This is a genomic window from Micromonospora sp. NPDC047756 (assembly GCF_055587245.1).
Genome location: NZ_JBVJGQ010000007.1, coordinates 75,178 through 93,284 on the forward strand (window position 1 = coordinate 75,178; position 18,107 = coordinate 93,284).

The window sequence follows — 18,107 nt, forward strand, 5'->3', positions numbered from 1 at the left end:
GTCAACGACCTCCCGACAGCAGCGCCATGGCCAGGATGGATAGCAGCGACGCCAGCCCTGCGAGGCAACCCACCAGAGCGGTCATCGCGAGGGCGCGCCCGCCGGGCAGGACGGGCCCGCCCCGCAGCCGAGCCGGGAGCACGGGTGGGCCGGGTGCCGGGCGGTAGGACCAGCCGGGTGGGAGCCACCCACGGCCCGGATCCTGTCGCTGCGCAAGCGGTTCGGGCGGCTGGGGCGGCGGGGACGGAGGCGCCGCGTGCCACGCCTCGACCAGGGCGTCCCAGGCCGCCGCGTCAGTGGGGTCTCGAACCAGCGCCGACAGGTGGCCACGGCTGTGGCCCGGTACAGCGGCGAGGAGTTCCGCCTCGTCCCGGGCGCCGAGGCCGGTCACCGACGGATCGTCGAGCACCACCCGGGTGACGAGCCAGAAGAGCTTCGTCAGGTCGGCCTCGACGGTTGGTTCGGTGCCGGCGGGCAGCACCTCGGTCATCAGGTCCGGGGCGGCGGGCGGCGCCACCCGTCCCCAGTGCCGCACCGACACCATCGAGTCGCAGTCGACGATGTACACCGCCGTGTCGCGCCCGTCGACCGAGTAGAGCAGATTCTCGGGTTGCAGGTCGTTGACCACGACTCCGCACCGGTGCAGCCATCGCACGGCGCCGATCAACCGAGCCAGTACGCGGATCCGCTCCGGGACCGGCACGCCGGGGCGTCCCCCGACGCCTAGCAGCACGTACAGGCCGCGCGGGGTCAGCCGACCGTCCCGGGTGGCGCGGAAGAACCGATGGCCTGCGGCCGGGATGAGAACGCCGGCGACCCGCCCGTCACCGTCTCGCACGACGTAGCGGGGCCACGCCGTGAACGTGTCGAGTCGGCTGCGGCGGTCCGGGGGGAGGCTGCGGCGCCAGAGGACCAGCCGGACGAGGGCGGCCTCGTCCACGACGTTGCGGTGTTCCTCGCGGAACCGCTTGAACAGGTAGACGTCCTCGCCGTACCGGCACCAGTCGATGACCGCGTTGCCGCCGTCCTCGATCAGAACGTGCCGGGCCACCTGCGCGCGGAGCCGGCCGTGAGGCACGTGCAACGGATCCGCTCGATCCCCGTCAGTCAAGTGACTCCCCCTCACCGATCCACACGGCGACCGCCGACCGGTCGTCGGCGTAGTACTCGTCAACGAAGCCGACGTGGTTGACGAACTCCACCCAGGACGGCCGGACCCGCCAAGATTTGGCAAGACAACGAGCCAGGGGAGAGGTGCTGGTGTCCAGGGCGCCGGCGAAGCCGTCGGTGCCGAGGAGCAGGACGGACCCCGGTGGCAGCTGGTAACTGCCGCTCCGTGGTTGAACGTGTGCGGGCAGGTCCCGGGTGGCGTTGTCCGCTCCGCCGCGCTCGTGGTGCAGGGGAGTCCAGGTGCCGTTGTAGAGCGCCCACGCCTCGGAGTCGCCGATGCCGTGTACGGTCACGTCGGCGCCGTCGAAGCGCGGCAGCACCTCGGCGATCACCAGGGTGCAGGCCCCGTCGAGCGGAGCATCCTCGGCACCGAGGGACCGACGCATGCCGGCGGCGATGCGCTCGAACAGGCGCGTGCCGTTGTCGACGAAGGAGATCCCTTGCGGGCGGCGCAGGCACAGGTGCAGGGCGGCGTTGATCGCCTCGACCGCCACCCGCCCGGACCGGGGCAGCGATCCAAGCCCGTCGGCGACGGCCAGGTACAGGGCCGTCCGGTTCCCGTCCCAGGCAGCTCCGACGGCGTCCTGCCCCTCGGTGCCGAGCCCGGCGTGCGTGGCACCGCGCAGGGTCGCCCCGCGTACGCCCAGCCGCGCCACCGGGCGGGTTCCGGTGGCGGTCCCGCACCAGCCGTGGAAGAAGGAACCGTGCCATGCGCTGCTGACCGTCACGTGGTCCGGCAGCCGTGGCTCGTGTTCCCACCCGTTGGGCGGCGGTTCGAGCACGAGGCGACGTACTCCTGGATCGGCAGTCTGTGCGGGTGTGGCGACCGCGCCGGACGCCGCATCTTCCTGTGGCTGCTGTGGCGTGGGCTCGGGCGGACGGACCGCCGGGGCGAGACCGCGCGATGCGGCGGGCCCGGTGATGTCCCCGGGCTTGCCGTCGGCGCGGGCTCGGAGGAGGTGCCATAGCGGTCGGCGGGGCCTGACGGGACGGGGCGCGTGCGTCCTCGACCGGGTCAGGTCGACCACCAGATACGCGGCGGTGGCGGCGACGAGTACCACCGCGACGGCCAGGACGAGGTCACCCATCGACACGGTGCATTCCGCGTGGCGTGTCGATGACCATGTCCCCCGCTCGGACGGAGAGCGTGATGCTGCGTTGAATGACATCGATGACGCTGCGGGCCAGGCCGTCCCCGGAGGCATCGTGGTCGGCGACGAACGCGTTGCGCTTCCCGCCGGCCTGGCCGGTCGCCATCGCCCAGAGCGTGGGCGGGTGCGCGCCCACAAGGCCGATCGCGGCGATGCGGGCCTCCACCGGCGGCTCGACGAGACGGTCCCGGTACGGCAGCCACTCGGCCGGGGACTGGTACCGGCGACCGGCGTAGGGCGCCCCGTCGGTGACGAAGAAGACCAGTGGTCTGGCGACCTTCGTCCGGTAGTCCCGCCGCACGCCGTGTGCCTCGATACGCCGTAGGTCCGGGCCGACCTGCTCATGGAGGTAACGCAGCGCGGCCGTGTAGTCCGTCTCGACGGAGTCGGGCGGGCTCTTCACCGTGACCTTCTCGGCGAGGGAGGTCATCGGGCACAGCGGCACGGGTCGGTCACCGAAGGCGATGACTCTGATCCACGCCGTCCCCGTCAGGGCACTGGAGTCGGCCAGCGCCATCATCAGGTCGGGGATCATCTGCCGGAACTCCGTCAGGGGTGCCGGCCTGCCCGGTGCGGCGCGGCGCATCGACTCGGACACGTCGAGCAGGATGTAGATCGGGTACTTCTTGCGCTCGGCGACGGCGACGCTCACCGGTACCTCCCGCCGTCGGGATCGACGTCCTCGGGCTCAGCGCGGGACGGCGCGGGCAGCGGCATCGTCGGCGCGTCATGGAGCAGATAGGCCGCTCGCGAATCGGTGGCCTGCTCACGCAGAAGGTCCACGTCGACATTGCGTATTCGCGCGTCGAACTCAACCTTGCCCACGGCAGAGGCGTGCTCGGCGTTCATCTGGTGCCGGGCCAGTTCCTCCTGGATGACCAGACGCCGGCGTTCTGTCTCGCTGACGACCCGCTGGGCGCGGCGCTGGCCGGCCAGCCGGTCGGCGACGATCCGGTCATAGGAGCTGAAGCCGTTGAGGAACTTGAGCAGCACCGGGAGGGCGTCCACCGCGATGAAGAACAGCCGCAGCCCCCACTCCGATGCGCGTACGTCGGGGTTGTCGCGGACCAGCTTCCGGAGGGCGCCGAGGCGTTCCAACAGGCCGATCTGCTTCTGATCGGCCCGGAACTTCGCGGTAGCCTGTTCGATCCTCGCGTTGATCTTGTCAGCCGTGTCCGCTCGTGCCGCGGCGACGTTGCCGGTGAGCACGGTGACCTCGTTGGTCAAGTCGGTGAGTTTCTTGTGGTTCGCGTCCATCCGCTGGTCACGGCGGTACTGATCCGCCTGCGCGCGCAGCCGCCGACAGTTCGGTCCCTGGCCGATGATTCCGGTGGTCTCCGGACCGTCGGTGCCGTTGCACTCCTGCCGGGCGAGCGACTCCAGCCGGGCGTACTCCTTGTCGTCCGCGTCGGTATCCGTCCGCAGGCTCTCTATCTGGGTCTGGAGGTCGCTCACCTGCCGCTGCTGAGCCTCGGAAGCGGAGGTCAGACCGAACCGGTACTGATCGCAGTCGGGCCGCTTTGCCTCCGGTCCGTCGTACTCCTTGGTGCCGGGAACCGGATTGCACCGCTTCAGCGTGCTCTCGTACTCCAGTGCGTCCTCGTTCCGGTCGTCATTGACCCTGGTCTCGATCGCGGTATGGAAGACGCCGAGCAACAGCGGCTCGGCGATAATCACGCCGAAGACGATCGCGAGCAGCAGCCGTGGCAGCAGCTTGCGGAACCGCGCGCCGACCCGCGGCGCCGCCACGCTGGACATCAGCCACCGGTCGAGGAAGAGGATGAACGCCCCCCACACCGGTACGAAGGCCAGGATGCTCGGCTGGAAGCCGTCGAAGACGCAGTACAGCGCCACGGTCATCGAGAACATCGCCATGAGCGCTGTGCCGACCACCACTCCGCCCATGGCCGTGTAGCGGGGCCGTTCCGTCGGCACCGTGTCGAGGATTGTCTCGTCGACCCCGACGAGGGCGCGCAGCGCGCGTCCGACGCCGCGTTGGGGTACCTGCTCGGTCACGGGTTGCCTCCCCAGGTGTAGTTGTCGGGCATGAAGGCGGGGTTGCCGTCCGCAGTCGGCCCTGCGTCACCGGTCGGGTGGCCGTCGCGTTCGTCGGAGGCGTCAGGGCCGTGGTTCTCGACCACCGGCGGCACCTCCATGGGCCGCGAATCGTCCCGCGGCCGCGGCGGGGTGGCGAGGCGCTGCGGTTCCACCGCGACGTCCACCAGCCTGGTCCGCAACCCGGGCACGATGAGCGGGTGCAGATCGTGGTACGCGAAGATCCGGGCGGTGGCGTTGCGATGGAAGAGCGGCCACCCGGTGTGCGGGTCGGTGGACTGCGCGATGAAGCGCAGTCGCCGATCGGCGACCAAGTGGTCGACGAGGAAGGAGTCGAGGTCCCAGCAGCCGGCGTCGAGCACCAGCTGCGGGTCGGTCACCCAGCAGTGGAACCGTGCCCGCAGCGACACGCACGTACGCGTGTCGGCGCTGGGTAGGTAGGCGACCGCTTCGCGCAGGGTGTGCCGGGTGGAGACCACCGCCACCGCGACCGCGTCGACGACCAGCGGCGCGTCAAGCCGCAGGTCCGGTTCGGCAAGCGTCTCGTACGCGTCGCCGTGCTGGAAGACCAACACGGTCCCTGGCGGCTGCCGGGGGATCTCGTGCAGTTCGCGGCGGGCACGGCGGAACCATCGCCGGGTCACGGGGCTGAGTTCCGCCGAGTCCAGAACCGGGTAGCCGTGCTCCCGGGGTGGTTCGCCGTCACGGGGCTCCGCGTGGTTGCTCATCGATGTGTCGCCTCTCGAAGGACCGGGCGGGGACGGGGGTGCTAGATCGATCCGCGGGGCGGCGCCTTGTCGTACGCGCGCCGTTCGGCGGCTTGGACGATGAAACGGGCGGCGTTGCGGGCGGCTTCCTCGTGGAACTCGTCACCTTTGCCGAAGCCCCAGTCGCAGATGGCCTTGACGACGATCCAGTCGACCTTGGCGTGGGCCGCCGCGGCGTACACACCGGCGCCCTCCATCTCCCCACCGATCGCCTCCGGCTGCTGGCGATGCAGCTCGTCCCGCAGCGAGCGGGAACTCACAAGCGTGCTGGCCGACAGCAGCGGGCCGAAGTGGACTCGGCCGCCGTCGGCCCAATGCCGCGCGACGGTCCGGAGCCGGCTGAGCAGGGTGATCGACGGGGTCACGTGGTCGCCTCGTACCCGCACGGTTCTCGGACCCGGCGGCGCCGGAGTGCCCTTCAGCGCTGCGGCTGCCTCGGCGGCGCTGCGGAACGGCGCCGGCACCGGCTGGCCGGCTGGCTCGGCCTCCTTGCGATGGTCGACCGCCCGTAGCTGGGTACAGACCAGGATGTCACCGAATTCGTGGAGGTCTGGCCGGAGTCCATAGCAGATCCCGGTGAGGATGAGGAAGTCCGGATCAAGCTGGGAGACCAGGGCCGCGGCGGAGATCGCGGCGGCACCCGGTTGGACGGAGCCGGGCTCCACCTGCACCAGCATGATCTTCGTACGGCTGATCTCGCCGAGGTGCGCGACGCTCTGGTGGTGGAGGAACTCGTCCTGTGGGGTCGCCTTGTTGCTCTCCCGTACCGCATCGCGGACGGCCTGGTGCTCCTCGTCCGTGGCAACGATGATCAGGGTCCTGGTGCGTTGGTTCGGCATGTCGATCCTTCTCTGGGCGGCGATGAGCGCGGCGCGGCGGCCGCGGAGGTACTGCTGGGTCGCGGTCACGGCGATGAAGATCCCCATCAGCGACATGAGGCTGGTGAGCAGGCCGAGCACCCACGCCTGATGGGTGACGGGCGTCAGCCCGTAGGGATCGCTGAACAACAACCGGGAACTCAGCCAACGCAGGGCGAGGCCGTAGTCGGCCGGGTGCCCGTCGCAGGCGGCCACGCAGGCCGCCCGCTCGCCGTCGGCGACGAACCGCGCGGTGACGGCGAGCGCGATTGCCTCCCCCGCCAGGTACCAGACGATGAAGCCACCCCGGTCATAGAGGCGGTCCGGCGGACGCGCCGATCTGTGTGCGGCGATCTTCACCGAGACCGCGGCGCCTGCGCCGAAGGTGCGGTCCTGTTCCGTCCAGATGTCCAGCACGTCGCGCATCGCCTGAGTGGTCACTGCCTGCGGAAGGCAGATCAGCGTCTCCGTCAGGTGAATCTGCCCCAGTTCCACGCCCCGGTCCCGGCCGAGCTCCACGACGTCGGCGTGGAGCAGGTCGGCGAGCTGCTGATGGGCGAGTTCCAGCAGCAACGCGGGGCGCCCATCGTCGACGTGGTGGCAGAAGGCCAGCGTCCAGCGGTGACCGGGCAGCAGTTCGGCGGCGATCCGGTCGTCCTCCGGTGCTCGCCGAACGGACTCCCGCAGGAGCCGGCCCAACGCGATGACAACCAGACAGGTGGCCAGGATGCTGACGTGGAGCATCGCGCCCAGGGCGAGTAGCAGGCCGACCGTGCCCGTGCCGGGGGCGCCAGTGCGGAGCAGCGCCAGCGCGGCGAGACCGGACCCGGCGAGCATGAGTGCGGGTGGCACGGCGAACAGGAGGCCGTCCCAGCCGCGCACCAGCAGGCGCAGCAGGCTCAGCCGCAGGCCTCCCGCCGCGGGCTGGGTGACGTCGCCGGGCGGTTGAAGCAACGCCAGCGAGTCCGGGTTGCGCCACACCAGCCGTCCCTCCCGGGCGCTGACATAGAGCAGCAGGGGCAGCGGCCCGCGACGACGGAAGACGCCGAACACTCCACGGGGGCGCACGCTGGCGACTGCCTCGCGGGCGTACTCCGCGGTCCAGACGGAACGCGCGGCGGCGCGGCACTCCGCCCAGGTCGGCAGCGGGCTCAGCTCGGGCATCGCGAGTTCCCGGTGGGCTCACCGAATTTGACCACCGTCAACTCGATCTTCTCGGTACGTTCCGGGCGGCTACCGGCCGTGTGCGACTGTCCGATCACGATCCAGTTGCGGTCGAGCAATGGAAGGCGGCCCTGCCCCAGGCCGTCGTGGGGTACGAGCACGTAGAAGCCGGCCTCGCGCAGCGCGTCCTGGGCGTCCTGCAGGTCGCGGCAGACGACCTTGGGGACGACGCCTTCCCGGACCGCCGGGGCGGGCTGCCGGTCGGTCGGTCGGAGAACGCCGAGGGTGACGGTCAGCCCCTGCGGGAGAGGGGAACCGGCGGCCGGGTCCTGTCGGACGATCAGCCAGTTGTTCTTCTCCAGGATGGTTCGGCCGTCGCCGCTGGCGTCGACTGCCTGCACGGAGAAGAAGCCCATTGCGCGCAGGACGTCCTCGCCCTCGCTGAGCCGCTTGCCGGTGACGTCGGGCAGCGCCGGCGTCGGGGCGGTACCGGTAGAGGCGACGCCAGTGGCGGACGGCTCGGGCAACGGGGAGGCGACCGGCGGAGCAGAGGTGGTAGCCGGTGCGGCGCGGGTAGCGGTGGGCTGGGCAGCATCGTCGGCGCACGCCGTCGTCGACAAGGCGACGCTGAGCCCGGCGACGATCAACAGGCTGAGGCGGGGGGGTCGGGGGTACACGTCTGTCACCTCAATCGTGGTGCAGCGGAGGAGTGCGGCGGAGGACGAGCAGGGTGCCTCGGCGGATTGTCACTGAGGGTGGATCGAACCGTAACGGTGTGAGATCGCTCGGAGCGACAGCCTTTCGTGGCGTTTGACACAGCGGTCCAGCGGCGTCGACGAGGCGAATCGTGTCGGCCGGTCCCGTCAATCGGACCGGAGGTGATCGTCCAATTTGGCCGCCACCCTGTCGCACGGTGGACAGGCCACCGCCCGATAGTGCGGCGGGACGACTATTTACTGTCATGGAGACAATAAATAGTCCGCCGATTGCTGTCAACAGGACATGAAATATCCTGAGGCGGTGACCGGACGTCCACATGAGCAACTGCGGCTTACTGCCGACCTGGCGATCCTCACCGTCCGTGGCGGCCGCTTGGAGGTGCTGACCGTCAATCGGGGCAACGAGCCCTTCCGCGGTCGGCCCGCGCTTCCCGGCGGCTTCGTCCGCCCTCGTGAGACGGTTGACGAGACGGCCGTCCGAGAGCTTGCGGAGGAGACGGGCCTGGCCGGACTACACCTGGAACAACTCCGCGTGTTCAGCGATCCGAAGCGTGATCCGCGCGGCCGGGTGGTCACAGTCGCCTACCTGGCGGTCGCACCGGACCTGCCGGCACCCCGAGCCGGGTCTGACGCCATGGCGGCCGCCTGGGAACCGGTCGACCGGATGCTCGGCCCGCACGGGGACCTCGCATTCGACCATACGGCGATCCTGGCTGCCGCCTTGGAGCGGGCTCGCACCAAGCTGGAGTACACGACCCTGGCTACGGCATTTTGCGACGACACCTTCACCATCGCCGACCTGCGGGGGGTCTACGAGGCGCTGTGGGGAATCGGCCTGGACCACCGCAACTTCAGTCGTAAGGTACTCAACACCAACGGTTTCATCGTCGCCACCGGTCGGCGAACCTCCTCCCGGCTGGGTCGACCGGCGATGCTCTACCAGCGCGGATCGGCGGACAACCTGCATCCGCCGATGCTGCGGCAGTCGCTGCATCCCGCGGCGGCAGGCGACTGACCGTCGCTAGGTGGTCAGCACGATCGGTCGCCCACACTCCCAGAGCGTTTCAAACTGTCCCTGGAACAGCGCGTACCAGTGTCCGTCGCGCCCGGCCTGCAGGGTGAAGCACGGGTCCGAGGCCAGCGTCCGATGTTGATAGATCTCCACGTGGATCCGCCCATGCGGCTCCTTGGGGTCGAGCAGGCACATGCCGAACGTCGGCACGAACGGCAGCAGCCTCAGCTCGAGGCGATTGCCGTCGGGTGATGTGGACGCGACCACCCGCAGCAGATCTTCGGTAGCGGCCACTCGATGGCGGTAGAAGTCCGCGGCGTCGGCCTTGCGGCTGCGTGCCACGGCCTCCACACCCGCGCTGCTCTCCGTGTCGATCAGCAGCACCCGCACCCGTCCGCCAGCCGCCAACCGCCGTTCGAGGACCGGCAGGAGGTCGCGGACCGTACGGGTCAACGTCACCCCCACGAGGCCGATGTCGCTGGCGGTTGCGGCCTCGGCGTCCAGCCCAGGCATCCGCGCGAGCAGGAACCGGCTGGCGGGCAGAGGGCCGTCCGCCTCAATGGCCAGACGGTCCAGCGCCCGGCCGATCGCCTCGGTCTGGTGCCGTCCCGTGAGTACCGACGTGGCGATGACGGCAAGAACGGCAAGTGTCGCCGCGGCAATGACCCCAGCGTCCACCACGCTCAACACACCCAGCACAGCCACGACAGCCGCCACCAGAACCGCGATGTACAGATCGGCGTTGCGGCCCCTGCGGAGGTCGGCAGCGACGGTGCGCAGCGGCGACATCCGATGGGCTCGGGCCGGAGGACCAGGGTGGCTCGTGGTCGGCGGCATACTGAGAATCTGTCACACCGCCGCCAGCCGCCCCAGGAGCTGAGGCTCTGTCGCGCAGGAAAGGGAGAGTGGCCGCGCGTACCGGCGTGTGACCCGCCGGGTCGATGGGTCACCACACCCGACTGTGATGTGCGTTCGTCGGACAACTCGCGTCTGAACGCATGGGCTTGTCACCGGCACAGCCCGAGGCCGCAAACAGGCACAAACCCTCCTGGGTCGGCCGTATGGTTACCGAGGGGCTGGCGTCGGGACGTCTTCCATGCCGAAGGGGAGTCGGTCGCGATGCGGGAAATCAGTGACGAGTTCTTCTTGACGATGGCAGAAGTGTCCGCCGCTCTTGTCGGCACACTTCTCGTCGGAGTCTTCTTCTACCTCGACTCCGACCTGCACAAGAACCGCCAGGGCGCAGCCGCGGCCGACCGCTACATGCGCTCGGGAGTGCGGTGGATCTTCTTGGTGTCGGCCGTTCCGCTCCTCGTGTCCCTCACACTCGCCGGCCTGGAGCCGTTCTGGGGTGCTCTCACCTTCATCGCGCTCTCGGTCGTGCTGGTTGCCCTGACTGCCAACACGACCTACCGCACACTCGCTCGCGGCGCCTCGGCCATATCGACCGCCTTCGTCATCAACGAAGTCGCCACCACGGCCGCTGTCGTCGTCCTTGTCACGCTGCCCTGGGTGCTTGGTGGCTGGGTGCCACCGCCATCTGCCTTCGTACCCTCGCTTCTGCTGGCCCTGGGATCCGGCTTCTTCAGCATCGTGGCGCTCGTCATGACTCTCTTCGGGCCGGCCCGGCAGGACGACACCCCCGGATAGCACCCGCCGTGCGCTCGGGCGCTCCAGGCTCTCGGGCGCCGACCGGTTGTGTGGCGCGGCTCGGGCAGCCCATCGACCACCCGGACGTCGCTTCTCCTCGAGTCACCACCCTTGCGCCGGTCAGCGGGGGTGGACCAGGCCGTTGTCGTACGCGAAGATCACCGCCTGGATCCGGTCTCGGGCGCCGATCTTGAACAGGACCCGTCCGACGTGCTTCTTCACTGTCGACTCGGTCAGCGTGAAGCGTTCGGCGATCTCGGTGTTGGTGGCGCCTTGACCGATCGCCTCGAGCACCTCGCGCTCCCGCTCGCTCAGCGTGCCCAGGCGGGGATCCTCGGACGTGGCCGGCGCCGGTTCCTGCAGGTAGGCGTCCATCAGCTTGCGGGTCAGGCTGGGAGCCACCACCGAGTCGCCGGCAGCCACGGCGCGGATGGCCGCGATGAGCTCTTCGGGCCGGGCGTCCTTGAGCAGGAAACCGCTGGCCCCGGCCCGCAACCCGGCATAGACGTACTCATCCAGTTCGAAGGTGGTCAGGATCAGGACGCGGGTGCGCGAGCCGGCCGCCGTGATGCGCCGGGTCGCCTCGATGCCGTCCATGCCGGGCATGCGTACGTCCATCAGCACCACGTCGGGGCGGCTCTGGTCGACCATCCGGACCGCCTCGGCGCCGCCCGATGCCTCGCCGACGACGGTCATTCCGGGAGTTCCATCGAGCAGCATCTTGAAACCCATACGCTGCAGCGGCTGGTCGTCGGCGATCAGCACGGTTGTCATGCGGGCTCCTTGAGGACGACGTCGACCACCCAGCCGTGCTCGGCCGGGCCGGCGGTCACCACCCCGCCGTACATGGCTCCGCGTTCACGCATGCCGAGCAGACCGTGGCTCGGGGCGGCGGGGGCGCCCCGGCCGTTGTCGCGTACGCGGACCCGTACCTCCCCGTCGGAGACGCTGAGGCTCAGGTCGGCGGTCGCGCCCCGCCCGGCGTGTTTGAGGACGTTGGTGAGCGCTTCCTGGACGATGCGGTAGACCGCGAGCTGCAGCCCTTTGCTGAGGGTGTGCAGCTCGCCCGAGGTGGAGTAGGTGACTGGCAGCCCTGCTGCCCGCACGCTCGGCAGCAGCCGGTCGAGGTCGTCGATGTCGGGCTGCGGCCTCAGTTGCGGGTCGGTGTCCTCCCCGCGTAGCACGCCCAGCACCCGGCGCAGCTCCGCGAGCGCCTGGCGGCCGGTCTCGCCGATCAGCCGGAGCGGTTCGGCGGTCTGCTCCCGCCGCGATGTGGCGAGGGCGGCGCTGCCGTCGGCGAGGCCGACGATCACGGACACGTGGTGGCCGACGATGTCGTGCATCTCCCGGGCCACCCGCGCCCGCTCCTCAGCGACGGCCAGGCGGGCCTGCTGATCCCGTTCGATCTCGAGGCGGGCGGCCCGGTCCTCCAGGGCGATGAGGTACGCCCGGCGGGTGCGCACCGCGACGCCGGACGCGACCGCCGCCACGATCGCCCCGAGAGCCAGCAACGACGTGAGGGTGCGGTCCTGCCTGACCGACCCGAACAGGTAGATCTCGGCGAGCATCTGGGCCACCGTGATCCCGGACGCCCAGGCCAGCGACCGCCAGGTACCTCGGGAGGCCACCCCGAAGAGCATCACCAGCAGGATCACCCCGGCGCCGACGCTGATGCCCATCCTGCTCAGGAGTAGGTCGGTGGCTACGGTGGCCAGGAACGCCGGGAACGGGTACCGCCGCCGCCAGTACAGCGGTGGCAGCAGCACCAGGGTCGCGATGATCGCCGACAGGGGTTTCTCGATGATGTTCGGGATGCTGAAGAGCACGATCGGAACGGCCACCAGGGTGTCCGTCACCCACGGGTGGCGCCGGTCGAACGCCCGCAGCCGTGCCTGCCGGTCCACGAGCCATCCCTGCGTGCTCATCGCCCGAGTCTCCCTTACGCGTCGGTCTTCTTGAGCCGATAAGCGGCGGCGGCGAGCGTCACGACCACGTACCCGGCGAAGACCGCGAGACCGGCCCACGGACCCAGCGTGCCGTCCGTGGGAGTCAGTTCCATCACCGCGCCGCCGGCGTTGCTGGGAAGGTACGGGGTGACGGCATCGGCGATCGAGTCCGGCAGCAGCGGGGCCAGGCCGGGCACGATCAGCAGCAGGCCGGCAAGGATCGTGATGGCGCCGGCGCTGGAGCGGACGAGCATGCCGAGCGCGACGCCGAGCACCGCGACCAGGCCGAGATAGCCGCCGGCGCCGAGCAGGGCCCGCAGCACGCCGTCGTCACCCAGGCCCGAGGCGTCGACATTGTCGTTGAGGACGGCCGATCCTGCGGCGAAGGCGGCGAAAGCGCCGACGGTCATCGTGACGAAGGCGGCCAAGCCAGCCACGAGGCTCTTCGACCACAGCACCGGCAACCGGCGCGGCACCGCGGCGAGGGTCGCCCGGATCATGCCGGTGGTGTATTCGCTCGCGCCCAGCAGCACGCCGAGCACGCCAACGGACAGGGCGGCCAGGGCGCTGCCGGACAGGATCAGGCCCACCGAACTCATGTTGTCGCCCGAGAAGGACGCGGAGGCGATCATGCCGAAGACGATCAGGAGGAAGACGGAGATGCCGGTCGTGATCCAGGTGGAGCGCAGAGAGGAGAACTTGGTCCATTCGGCGGCGACAACGCCACCAGGGGTGATCTTCATCGGGCGGCCTCGTATTCAACAGCGTCGCGGGTCAGGTCCATGAACGCCTCTTCCAGCGAGGCGTTCTGCGGGGTGAGCTCGAACAGCGGGATGCCGCGGGCGGCCGCGGCCAGCCCGATCACGCGGGCGGAGGCGCCGGCGACGAGCAGTTCCTCGGCACCTGTCGAGGTGACCGTGACGCCCGGGCCGGCAATCGTCGTGCGCAGCGCGTCCGGGGCGGGAGTGACGACCCGGACCCCCTCGGCGGTCACGAAGTCGGCCACGGTGGTGTCGGCCAGCAGTTTGCCCCGGCCGATGATGACCAGGTGGTCCGCGATCCGCGAGACCTCGCTCATCAGGTGCGAGGACAGCATCACGGTGCGACCTTCGGCGGCCAGGCCGGTGAGCAGGTTGCGCACCCACAGGACACCCTCGGGGTCGAGGCCGTTGACCGGCTCGTCGAGCATCACCACGGCCGGGTCGCCGAGCAGCGCGGCGGCGATGCCGAGCCGCTGACCCATGCCGAGGGAGAATGCGCCGACCCGCTTGTGGGCGACGGCCGAGAGGCCGACCAGGTCGAGCACCTCATCGACGCGCGAGCGCGCGATGCCGTTCGTCCGGGCCATGGAGAGCAGGTGGCTGACCGCCGTACGCCCCGGGTGCACGGCCTTGGCCTCGAGCAGAACGCCGATCTCGTGCAGCGGTGCCTTGGACGATGTGTAGGGCTTGCCGTTGACCAGGACGTCGCCAGAGGTCGGCGCATCGAGACCGACGATCATCCGCATGGTCGTTGACTTGCCGGCGCCGTTGGGTCCGAGGAAGCCGGTGACCTGTCCGGGCTTCGCGGTGAACGACAGCTGGTCGACGACCGTCTTCGCCCCGTACCGCTTGGTTACCTCGCGTATCTGAATCATGCTGACCACGCTAGGTCTGGGCGCAGCCCTCATCGTGGTACCGCGGTCGGCTCTTCCGACCCGCCAGTGGTACCCAGGTTCTACCGGCCGTCGCCGCGTCAGGCGCGGCGGATAGGCACCCGCTGCCACCAGGTCAGGCACCGCCAGAGCCATTCGAGCGGGCCGTACCGGAACCAGCGCAGCCACAGCACGCTGAAGATCGCCTGTACGACCCCGATCGCGAGGCCCAGTCCGACGACGGCCGAGTAGGAGGACCGGGAGCCGACGTCGAGCAGCGCATCACCGCCCACGATCAGGAACGACGCGCCGACGTAGTTGGTGAGCGCCACCCGACCGAGCGGCGACAGCAGCGCGCCGAGCGGCCGTCGCAGGGCGGTTCGCATCAGCAGCAGGAACCCGACGGTGAAGAGGAAGGCGAAGGCGAGACCGGCCGGCAGGATGCGGTAGTTGGCGGTCGGGCCGACTCCAGCCCGGAACTGCAACCAGCCCATGACCGCGGCGACCGGCACCGCGACGGCGAGGGCGAGGGCGAGTTGCCGGCCCCGCGACGGCAGGGTGTCCGGAATGCCGTATTCCGCGATCGCCAGACCGAGCAGGAAGAGCCCCGGAATGATGAAGACACCGTTGAAGGTCAACGCGGCGGCGAGGGTCAACACGATGCCCAGCCCGAGCGCCCAGCGCCGGGACAGGTACGACGCCGGCAGGAGCACGACCAGCCCGAACGCGGCGTAGAACTTCAGCACCTCACCGGGCTGGATCAGGGTGTGCAGCGCGCCGAAGAGACCCAGCCAGAGCAGCCGGCGCAGCAGCACCAGCCGGGGCCGGTCGGTGCGCCGAGCCGCCGTCCGCAGGAAGAGCGAGAAGCTGATCCCGAAGAGCAGCGAGAAGATCGGAAACGGCCGCTGCACGAAGAGCAGCTCCCAGAGGTACGCGCCGACGTGCTCATCCGCCGGCCCGGAAACCCGGGTCAGGTGCGTCATCTGGACGATGTTGAACATGACGATGCCGAGGAGCGCGAGCCCACGCAGCGCGTCAAGTTCGTCGATGCGGTGGGGCCCGGTCGGTTGCGCCACGGAATCAGTCGAGGGTGCCATCCGTCAATGCCACAGCAGTCGTACCCGGTCGGGACAGGCCCGGAGGTCGCCTGCGCGACCTACCTTCGTCGCGTCCCCCGGTCCCTTCGTCTGCCCCGCTGGTGCTCGCCGCGCCGATCCAGGCCGGCCCGGCTAACCTGCAACGCATGAGCGCGGTGGACCGCCGGAGGGTGCCGCCGCTCGCCGTCGACGTTCTGTTGGTCGTCGTAGCGGCGGCGGCCGGCGTGGCCCGTGAGGTCGCCTTCCCGAGCGCCGGGTCGAGGCATCTCCCGGCCCCCGTCTGGGTCTACGCGGTGGTGCAGGTCGCCGCGGCGGCCACCCTGCTGCTGCGCCGGCGCCGGCCGTACCGGATGGCCCTGGTCATCGCCGGCGTCAGCCTGCTGGTGCCGGCGTCGGCGGTCTTCCTCGTGCCGTACGCGGTGATCGCTTACGGTCGCGACCGCCGGCGGTCCTGGGCGGTGATCGTGGTGCTCGGGGTGTGTTGGCTGCTCGGCGCGCGGCTCTGGGCGGTCGACGACCCGTTCAGCGGGCCCGGAGCGCTGGCCATCTCGGTCCTGCTCGGCCTCTACGTGAGTGCCCGCCGCCGGCTCGTCGCGGAGCTGCTCGACCGCGCCGAACGCGCCGAGCAGGAGCGGCTGCTCCTTGCCGAGCAGGCCCGTAGCGACGAGCGGCTCCGGATCGCCGGCGAGATGCACGACGTGGTGACCCATCGGATCAACCTGATGGTGCTGCACGCCGGGGCGCTGGGCACCAGCACCACGGATCCGGCCGTTCGCAGCGCCGCCGAGGAGCTGCGAACGACGGGTTGCCAGGCGCTGGCCGAGCTGCGCGACCTGGTCGGCGTGCTGCGGCACGGCGACCCGCCGACGACCCGCGTCGCGACGGAGGACCCGGCCGCGGAGGGCGACCTGAACGATCTCGTGACCGACTCGCGCGCGGTCGGTCTGCCGGTCCGTCTCGACGAGGAGGGTGACCCGTCGGCGCTGGCACCGGCCATGCGGCGCACCCTCTTCCGGGTGGTGCAGGAATCGCTGACGAACGTGCACAAGCACGCGCCGGGCTCGCGGGTGACCGTGTCGATCCGCTATCAGCCGGATCTGGTCCGCGCGACAGTGACCAACGACCGGCCCGAGCGTGCCCCCGACCCGGACCTCGCCTCCGCCGGCGGGGGCTGCGGCCTGGCCGGCCTGCGGAGTCGGGTCGACGTGCTGGGCGGCACCCTGGCCGCGGCGGCGACCCCGGAGGGCGGCTTCGTGGTGCGGGCCACCCTTCCCGGGTACGTGCCGCGATGATCCGGATCCTGCTCGTCGACGACGAACGGATGGTCTGCGCCTACCTACGGACGATTCTCGCAGCGGCCCCCGACGTCGAGGTCGTCGGCGAGGCGTACGACGGCGCGGAGGCCGTGGAGGCGGTGACCCGGTTCCGGCCGGACCTGGTCCTGATGGACCTGCGGATGCCGGGCGTCGACGGGCTCACCGCCATCGAGCACCTCACCCGGTCCTCCGCGCCACCGAGGATCGTCGCCCTGACCACGTTCGACCTCGACGAGTACGTGCTGCGGGCCATGCGGGCGGGTGCCGTCGGCTTCCTGCTCAAGTCGACGGCGCCGGAGGATCTCGTCAACCTGGTACGGGTCGCCGCCGCCGGGCACACGGTGCTGTCCCCGACCGCGACACAGCGGCTGGTGTTGAGCCGACACGGCGGAGAGCGGGTCCGCGAACTGGTCGCCACGCTCACCGCCCGGGAGGTCGAGGTCCTCGGCTGTCTGGGCGCCGGCCGCTCCAACCAGCAGATCGCCCGACGACTGCGCCTCTCCGAGGCGACGGTCAAGGGGTACGTCTCCCGACTGTTGGACAAGCTCGGCTGTGACAACCGCACCCAGGCGGGCCTGCTGGCGCACCGGGCCGGCATCCCGGCGAACTGAGAGCACCCGGTCGGGCAACACGAACCACCTCGAGGGCGGTCGCCGACCGGCCGGTGGCCGGCTGCACCGAAAGCCGGCCACCGCGTGGGGCGTGCGCCCTCTTGACCAGGCCGATCACGCCTGAAGGCGTCATGCTGGCGAGATCACCCGAAGAGGTTGCCGGTGATGTCGGCGTAGAAGAGGGCTGGGTCGCCGGAGAGGGAGGCCTTGACGTTGGCGGTGGGCTTGTCGGCGATAACTTCGATCTTGCCCGCCTCCAACCCGTCGAGAGCCTGGCTGACCACCTCGTGGGGCGGGAGCTTGGGGATGTCGATGCCGGCCATCATGTCCGTGTCGGCGATCGCCAGCGCCAGGGCGGTGACCAGAGTCTTCTGGCCGGCCAACTCGAGTCGAATGCCGTTCGTCAGGGACCACTCGGCGGCCTTGGAGGCGGCGTAGCCGTTGCTGCCGGGGGCGAAGGCGTACCAGCTCAGCGCCGAGATGACGTTGAGAATGGCACCGCCGGCCAGCCTCGGTGCGAAGGTGCGGGTGACGTTGAGGGTGCCCCAGAAGTTGGTGTCGAAGTCGCGGCGGACGTTGTCCAGGGAGGGACCGAGCAGCGGGGCTTCGGTGGAGGTGCCGGCGTTGTTGATGAGAATGTTGAGGTCGCCCACCTCGCCTGCCGCGGCCTCGATGGACGCTGGATCCGTGATGTCCATCTGGAGGGCGACGGCACCGGGGATGTCGATGCTCTCCACGCGACGGGCGGTCGCATAGACGGTGGCGCCGCGGGCCAGGAGTGCCTCGGCGAAGGCCTTGCCGAGCCCGCGGTTGGCACCGGTCACGAGAGCTGTCGACCCGTTGATCTGCATGCCAACACGCTAAAACCTAACGCTAACGTGAGAGGCAAGTACTGCGAGGTGGATCACTGCCGGCCGGCAGCGCGATCGGGAGGCTCCCGCTGACCGGGTTGGCACTGG

General features: G+C 70.2%; 18 protein-coding genes. 4 read left to right on the plus strand and 14 right to left on the minus strand.

Annotated elements, in window-relative coordinates; translation table 11 throughout:
- Position 1: 1 nt before the first annotated feature.
- Genes ACZ6NZ_RS23530 through ACZ6NZ_RS23560 form a run of 7 tightly spaced genes read right to left on the minus strand, consistent with a single transcriptional unit; the run spans position 2 to position 7,841 of the window.
- Positions 2-1,084 (minus strand): hypothetical protein, encoded by a 1,083-nt coding sequence (locus ACZ6NZ_RS23530; RefSeq protein ID WP_465860179.1) that lies wholly within the window; start codon positions 1,082-1,084, stop codon positions 2-4.
- A gap of 19 nt (positions 1,085-1,103) precedes the next feature.
- Complete coding sequence (locus ACZ6NZ_RS23535; protein WP_465860180.1) at positions 1,104-2,258, minus strand: protein phosphatase 2C domain-containing protein; 1,155 nt, start codon at positions 2,256-2,258, stop codon at positions 1,104-1,106.
- Positions 2,251-2,973 (minus strand): vWA domain-containing protein, encoded by a 723-nt coding sequence (locus tag ACZ6NZ_RS23540; protein ID WP_366609784.1) that lies wholly within the window; start codon positions 2,971-2,973, stop codon positions 2,251-2,253. The genes ACZ6NZ_RS23535 and ACZ6NZ_RS23540 overlap by 8 nt, the downstream gene beginning before the upstream one ends.
- Complete coding sequence (locus tag ACZ6NZ_RS23545) at positions 2,970-4,337, minus strand: DUF4407 domain-containing protein (protein ID WP_465860182.1); 1,368 nt, start codon at positions 4,335-4,337, stop codon at positions 2,970-2,972. Before ACZ6NZ_RS23545 ends, ACZ6NZ_RS23540 begins: the two co-directional genes overlap by 4 nt.
- Positions 4,334-5,104 carry a hypothetical protein gene (locus tag ACZ6NZ_RS23550; protein WP_366609783.1) on the minus strand — a complete coding sequence of 257 codons (771 nt, stop codon included), beginning with the start codon at positions 5,102-5,104 and terminating at the stop codon, positions 4,334-4,336. The genes ACZ6NZ_RS23545 and ACZ6NZ_RS23550 overlap by 4 nt, the downstream gene beginning before the upstream one ends.
- A 41-nt stretch (positions 5,105-5,145) precedes the next feature.
- Positions 5,146-7,164, minus strand: a complete 2,019-nt coding sequence (locus ACZ6NZ_RS23555) for a phosphorylase family protein (RefSeq protein ID WP_465860183.1) — start codon at positions 7,162-7,164, stop codon at positions 5,146-5,148.
- Positions 7,152-7,841 (minus strand): PASTA domain-containing protein, encoded by a 690-nt coding sequence (locus ACZ6NZ_RS23560; protein ID WP_465860184.1) that lies wholly within the window; start codon positions 7,839-7,841, stop codon positions 7,152-7,154. Before ACZ6NZ_RS23560 ends, ACZ6NZ_RS23555 begins: the two co-directional genes overlap by 13 nt.
- A 343-nt stretch (positions 7,842-8,184) precedes the next feature.
- Here ACZ6NZ_RS23560 and ACZ6NZ_RS23565 point away from each other — a divergent pair, with 343 nt between their 5' ends.
- A complete protein-coding gene (locus ACZ6NZ_RS23565) occupies positions 8,185-8,898 on the plus strand; it encodes an NUDIX hydrolase (RefSeq protein ID WP_465860185.1) in 714 nt (237 codons plus the stop codon).
- Between the two features lie 6 nt (positions 8,899-8,904).
- On the opposite strand, the gene ACZ6NZ_RS23570 is transcribed toward ACZ6NZ_RS23565, so the two are convergent.
- Complete coding sequence (locus tag ACZ6NZ_RS23570) at positions 8,905-9,684, minus strand: hypothetical protein (RefSeq protein WP_465860186.1); 780 nt, start codon at positions 9,682-9,684, stop codon at positions 8,905-8,907.
- Between the two features lie 330 nt (positions 9,685-10,014).
- Here ACZ6NZ_RS23570 and ACZ6NZ_RS23575 point away from each other — a divergent pair, with 330 nt between their 5' ends.
- Positions 10,015-10,545: a hypothetical protein gene (locus ACZ6NZ_RS23575; protein ID WP_366609776.1), complete on the plus strand. Its 531-nt coding sequence runs from the start codon at positions 10,015-10,017 to the stop codon at positions 10,543-10,545.
- Between the two features lie 120 nt (positions 10,546-10,665).
- Here ACZ6NZ_RS23575 and ACZ6NZ_RS23580 read toward each other — a convergent pair whose 3' ends face one another.
- From ACZ6NZ_RS23580 to ACZ6NZ_RS23600, 5 genes are all read right to left on the minus strand, one after another.
- On the minus strand, positions 10,666-11,319 hold the full coding sequence (locus tag ACZ6NZ_RS23580; protein WP_465860187.1) for a response regulator: 654 nt from the start codon (positions 11,317-11,319) through the stop codon (positions 10,666-10,668).
- A complete protein-coding gene (locus ACZ6NZ_RS23585; protein ID WP_465860189.1) occupies positions 11,316-12,470 on the minus strand; it encodes a sensor histidine kinase in 1,155 nt (384 codons plus the stop codon). The genes ACZ6NZ_RS23580 and ACZ6NZ_RS23585 overlap by 4 nt, the downstream gene beginning before the upstream one ends.
- Positions 12,471-12,484: 14 nt before the next feature.
- A complete protein-coding gene (locus ACZ6NZ_RS23590; RefSeq protein WP_366609771.1) occupies positions 12,485-13,234 on the minus strand; it encodes an ABC transporter permease in 750 nt (249 codons plus the stop codon).
- Positions 13,231-14,127: an ABC transporter ATP-binding protein gene (locus ACZ6NZ_RS23595; RefSeq protein ID WP_465860488.1), complete on the minus strand. Its 897-nt coding sequence runs from the start codon at positions 14,125-14,127 to the stop codon at positions 13,231-13,233. The genes ACZ6NZ_RS23590 and ACZ6NZ_RS23595 overlap by 4 nt, the downstream gene beginning before the upstream one ends.
- Before the next feature lie 98 nt (positions 14,128-14,225).
- Positions 14,226-15,200, minus strand: coding sequence for a DUF418 domain-containing protein (locus ACZ6NZ_RS23600; RefSeq protein ID WP_465860190.1), 975 nt, complete (start codon positions 15,198-15,200; stop codon positions 14,226-14,228).
- A 167-nt stretch (positions 15,201-15,367) separates the two neighbouring features.
- Here ACZ6NZ_RS23600 and ACZ6NZ_RS23605 point away from each other — a divergent pair, with 167 nt between their 5' ends.
- Entirely contained in the window at positions 15,368-16,513 is a 1,146-nt protein-coding gene (locus tag ACZ6NZ_RS23605; protein WP_465860192.1) for a sensor histidine kinase, read from the plus strand.
- Positions 16,510-17,148: a response regulator gene (locus ACZ6NZ_RS23610; protein WP_465860193.1), complete on the plus strand. Its 639-nt coding sequence runs from the start codon at positions 16,510-16,512 to the stop codon at positions 17,146-17,148. Before ACZ6NZ_RS23605 ends, ACZ6NZ_RS23610 begins: the two co-directional genes overlap by 4 nt.
- Before the next feature lie 143 nt (positions 17,149-17,291).
- Here the strand turns inward: ACZ6NZ_RS23610 and ACZ6NZ_RS23615 are convergent, their stop codons facing one another.
- Entirely contained in the window at positions 17,292-17,999 is a 708-nt protein-coding gene (locus tag ACZ6NZ_RS23615; protein WP_465860195.1) for an SDR family oxidoreductase, read from the minus strand.
- Positions 18,000-18,107 lie beyond the last annotated feature (108 nt).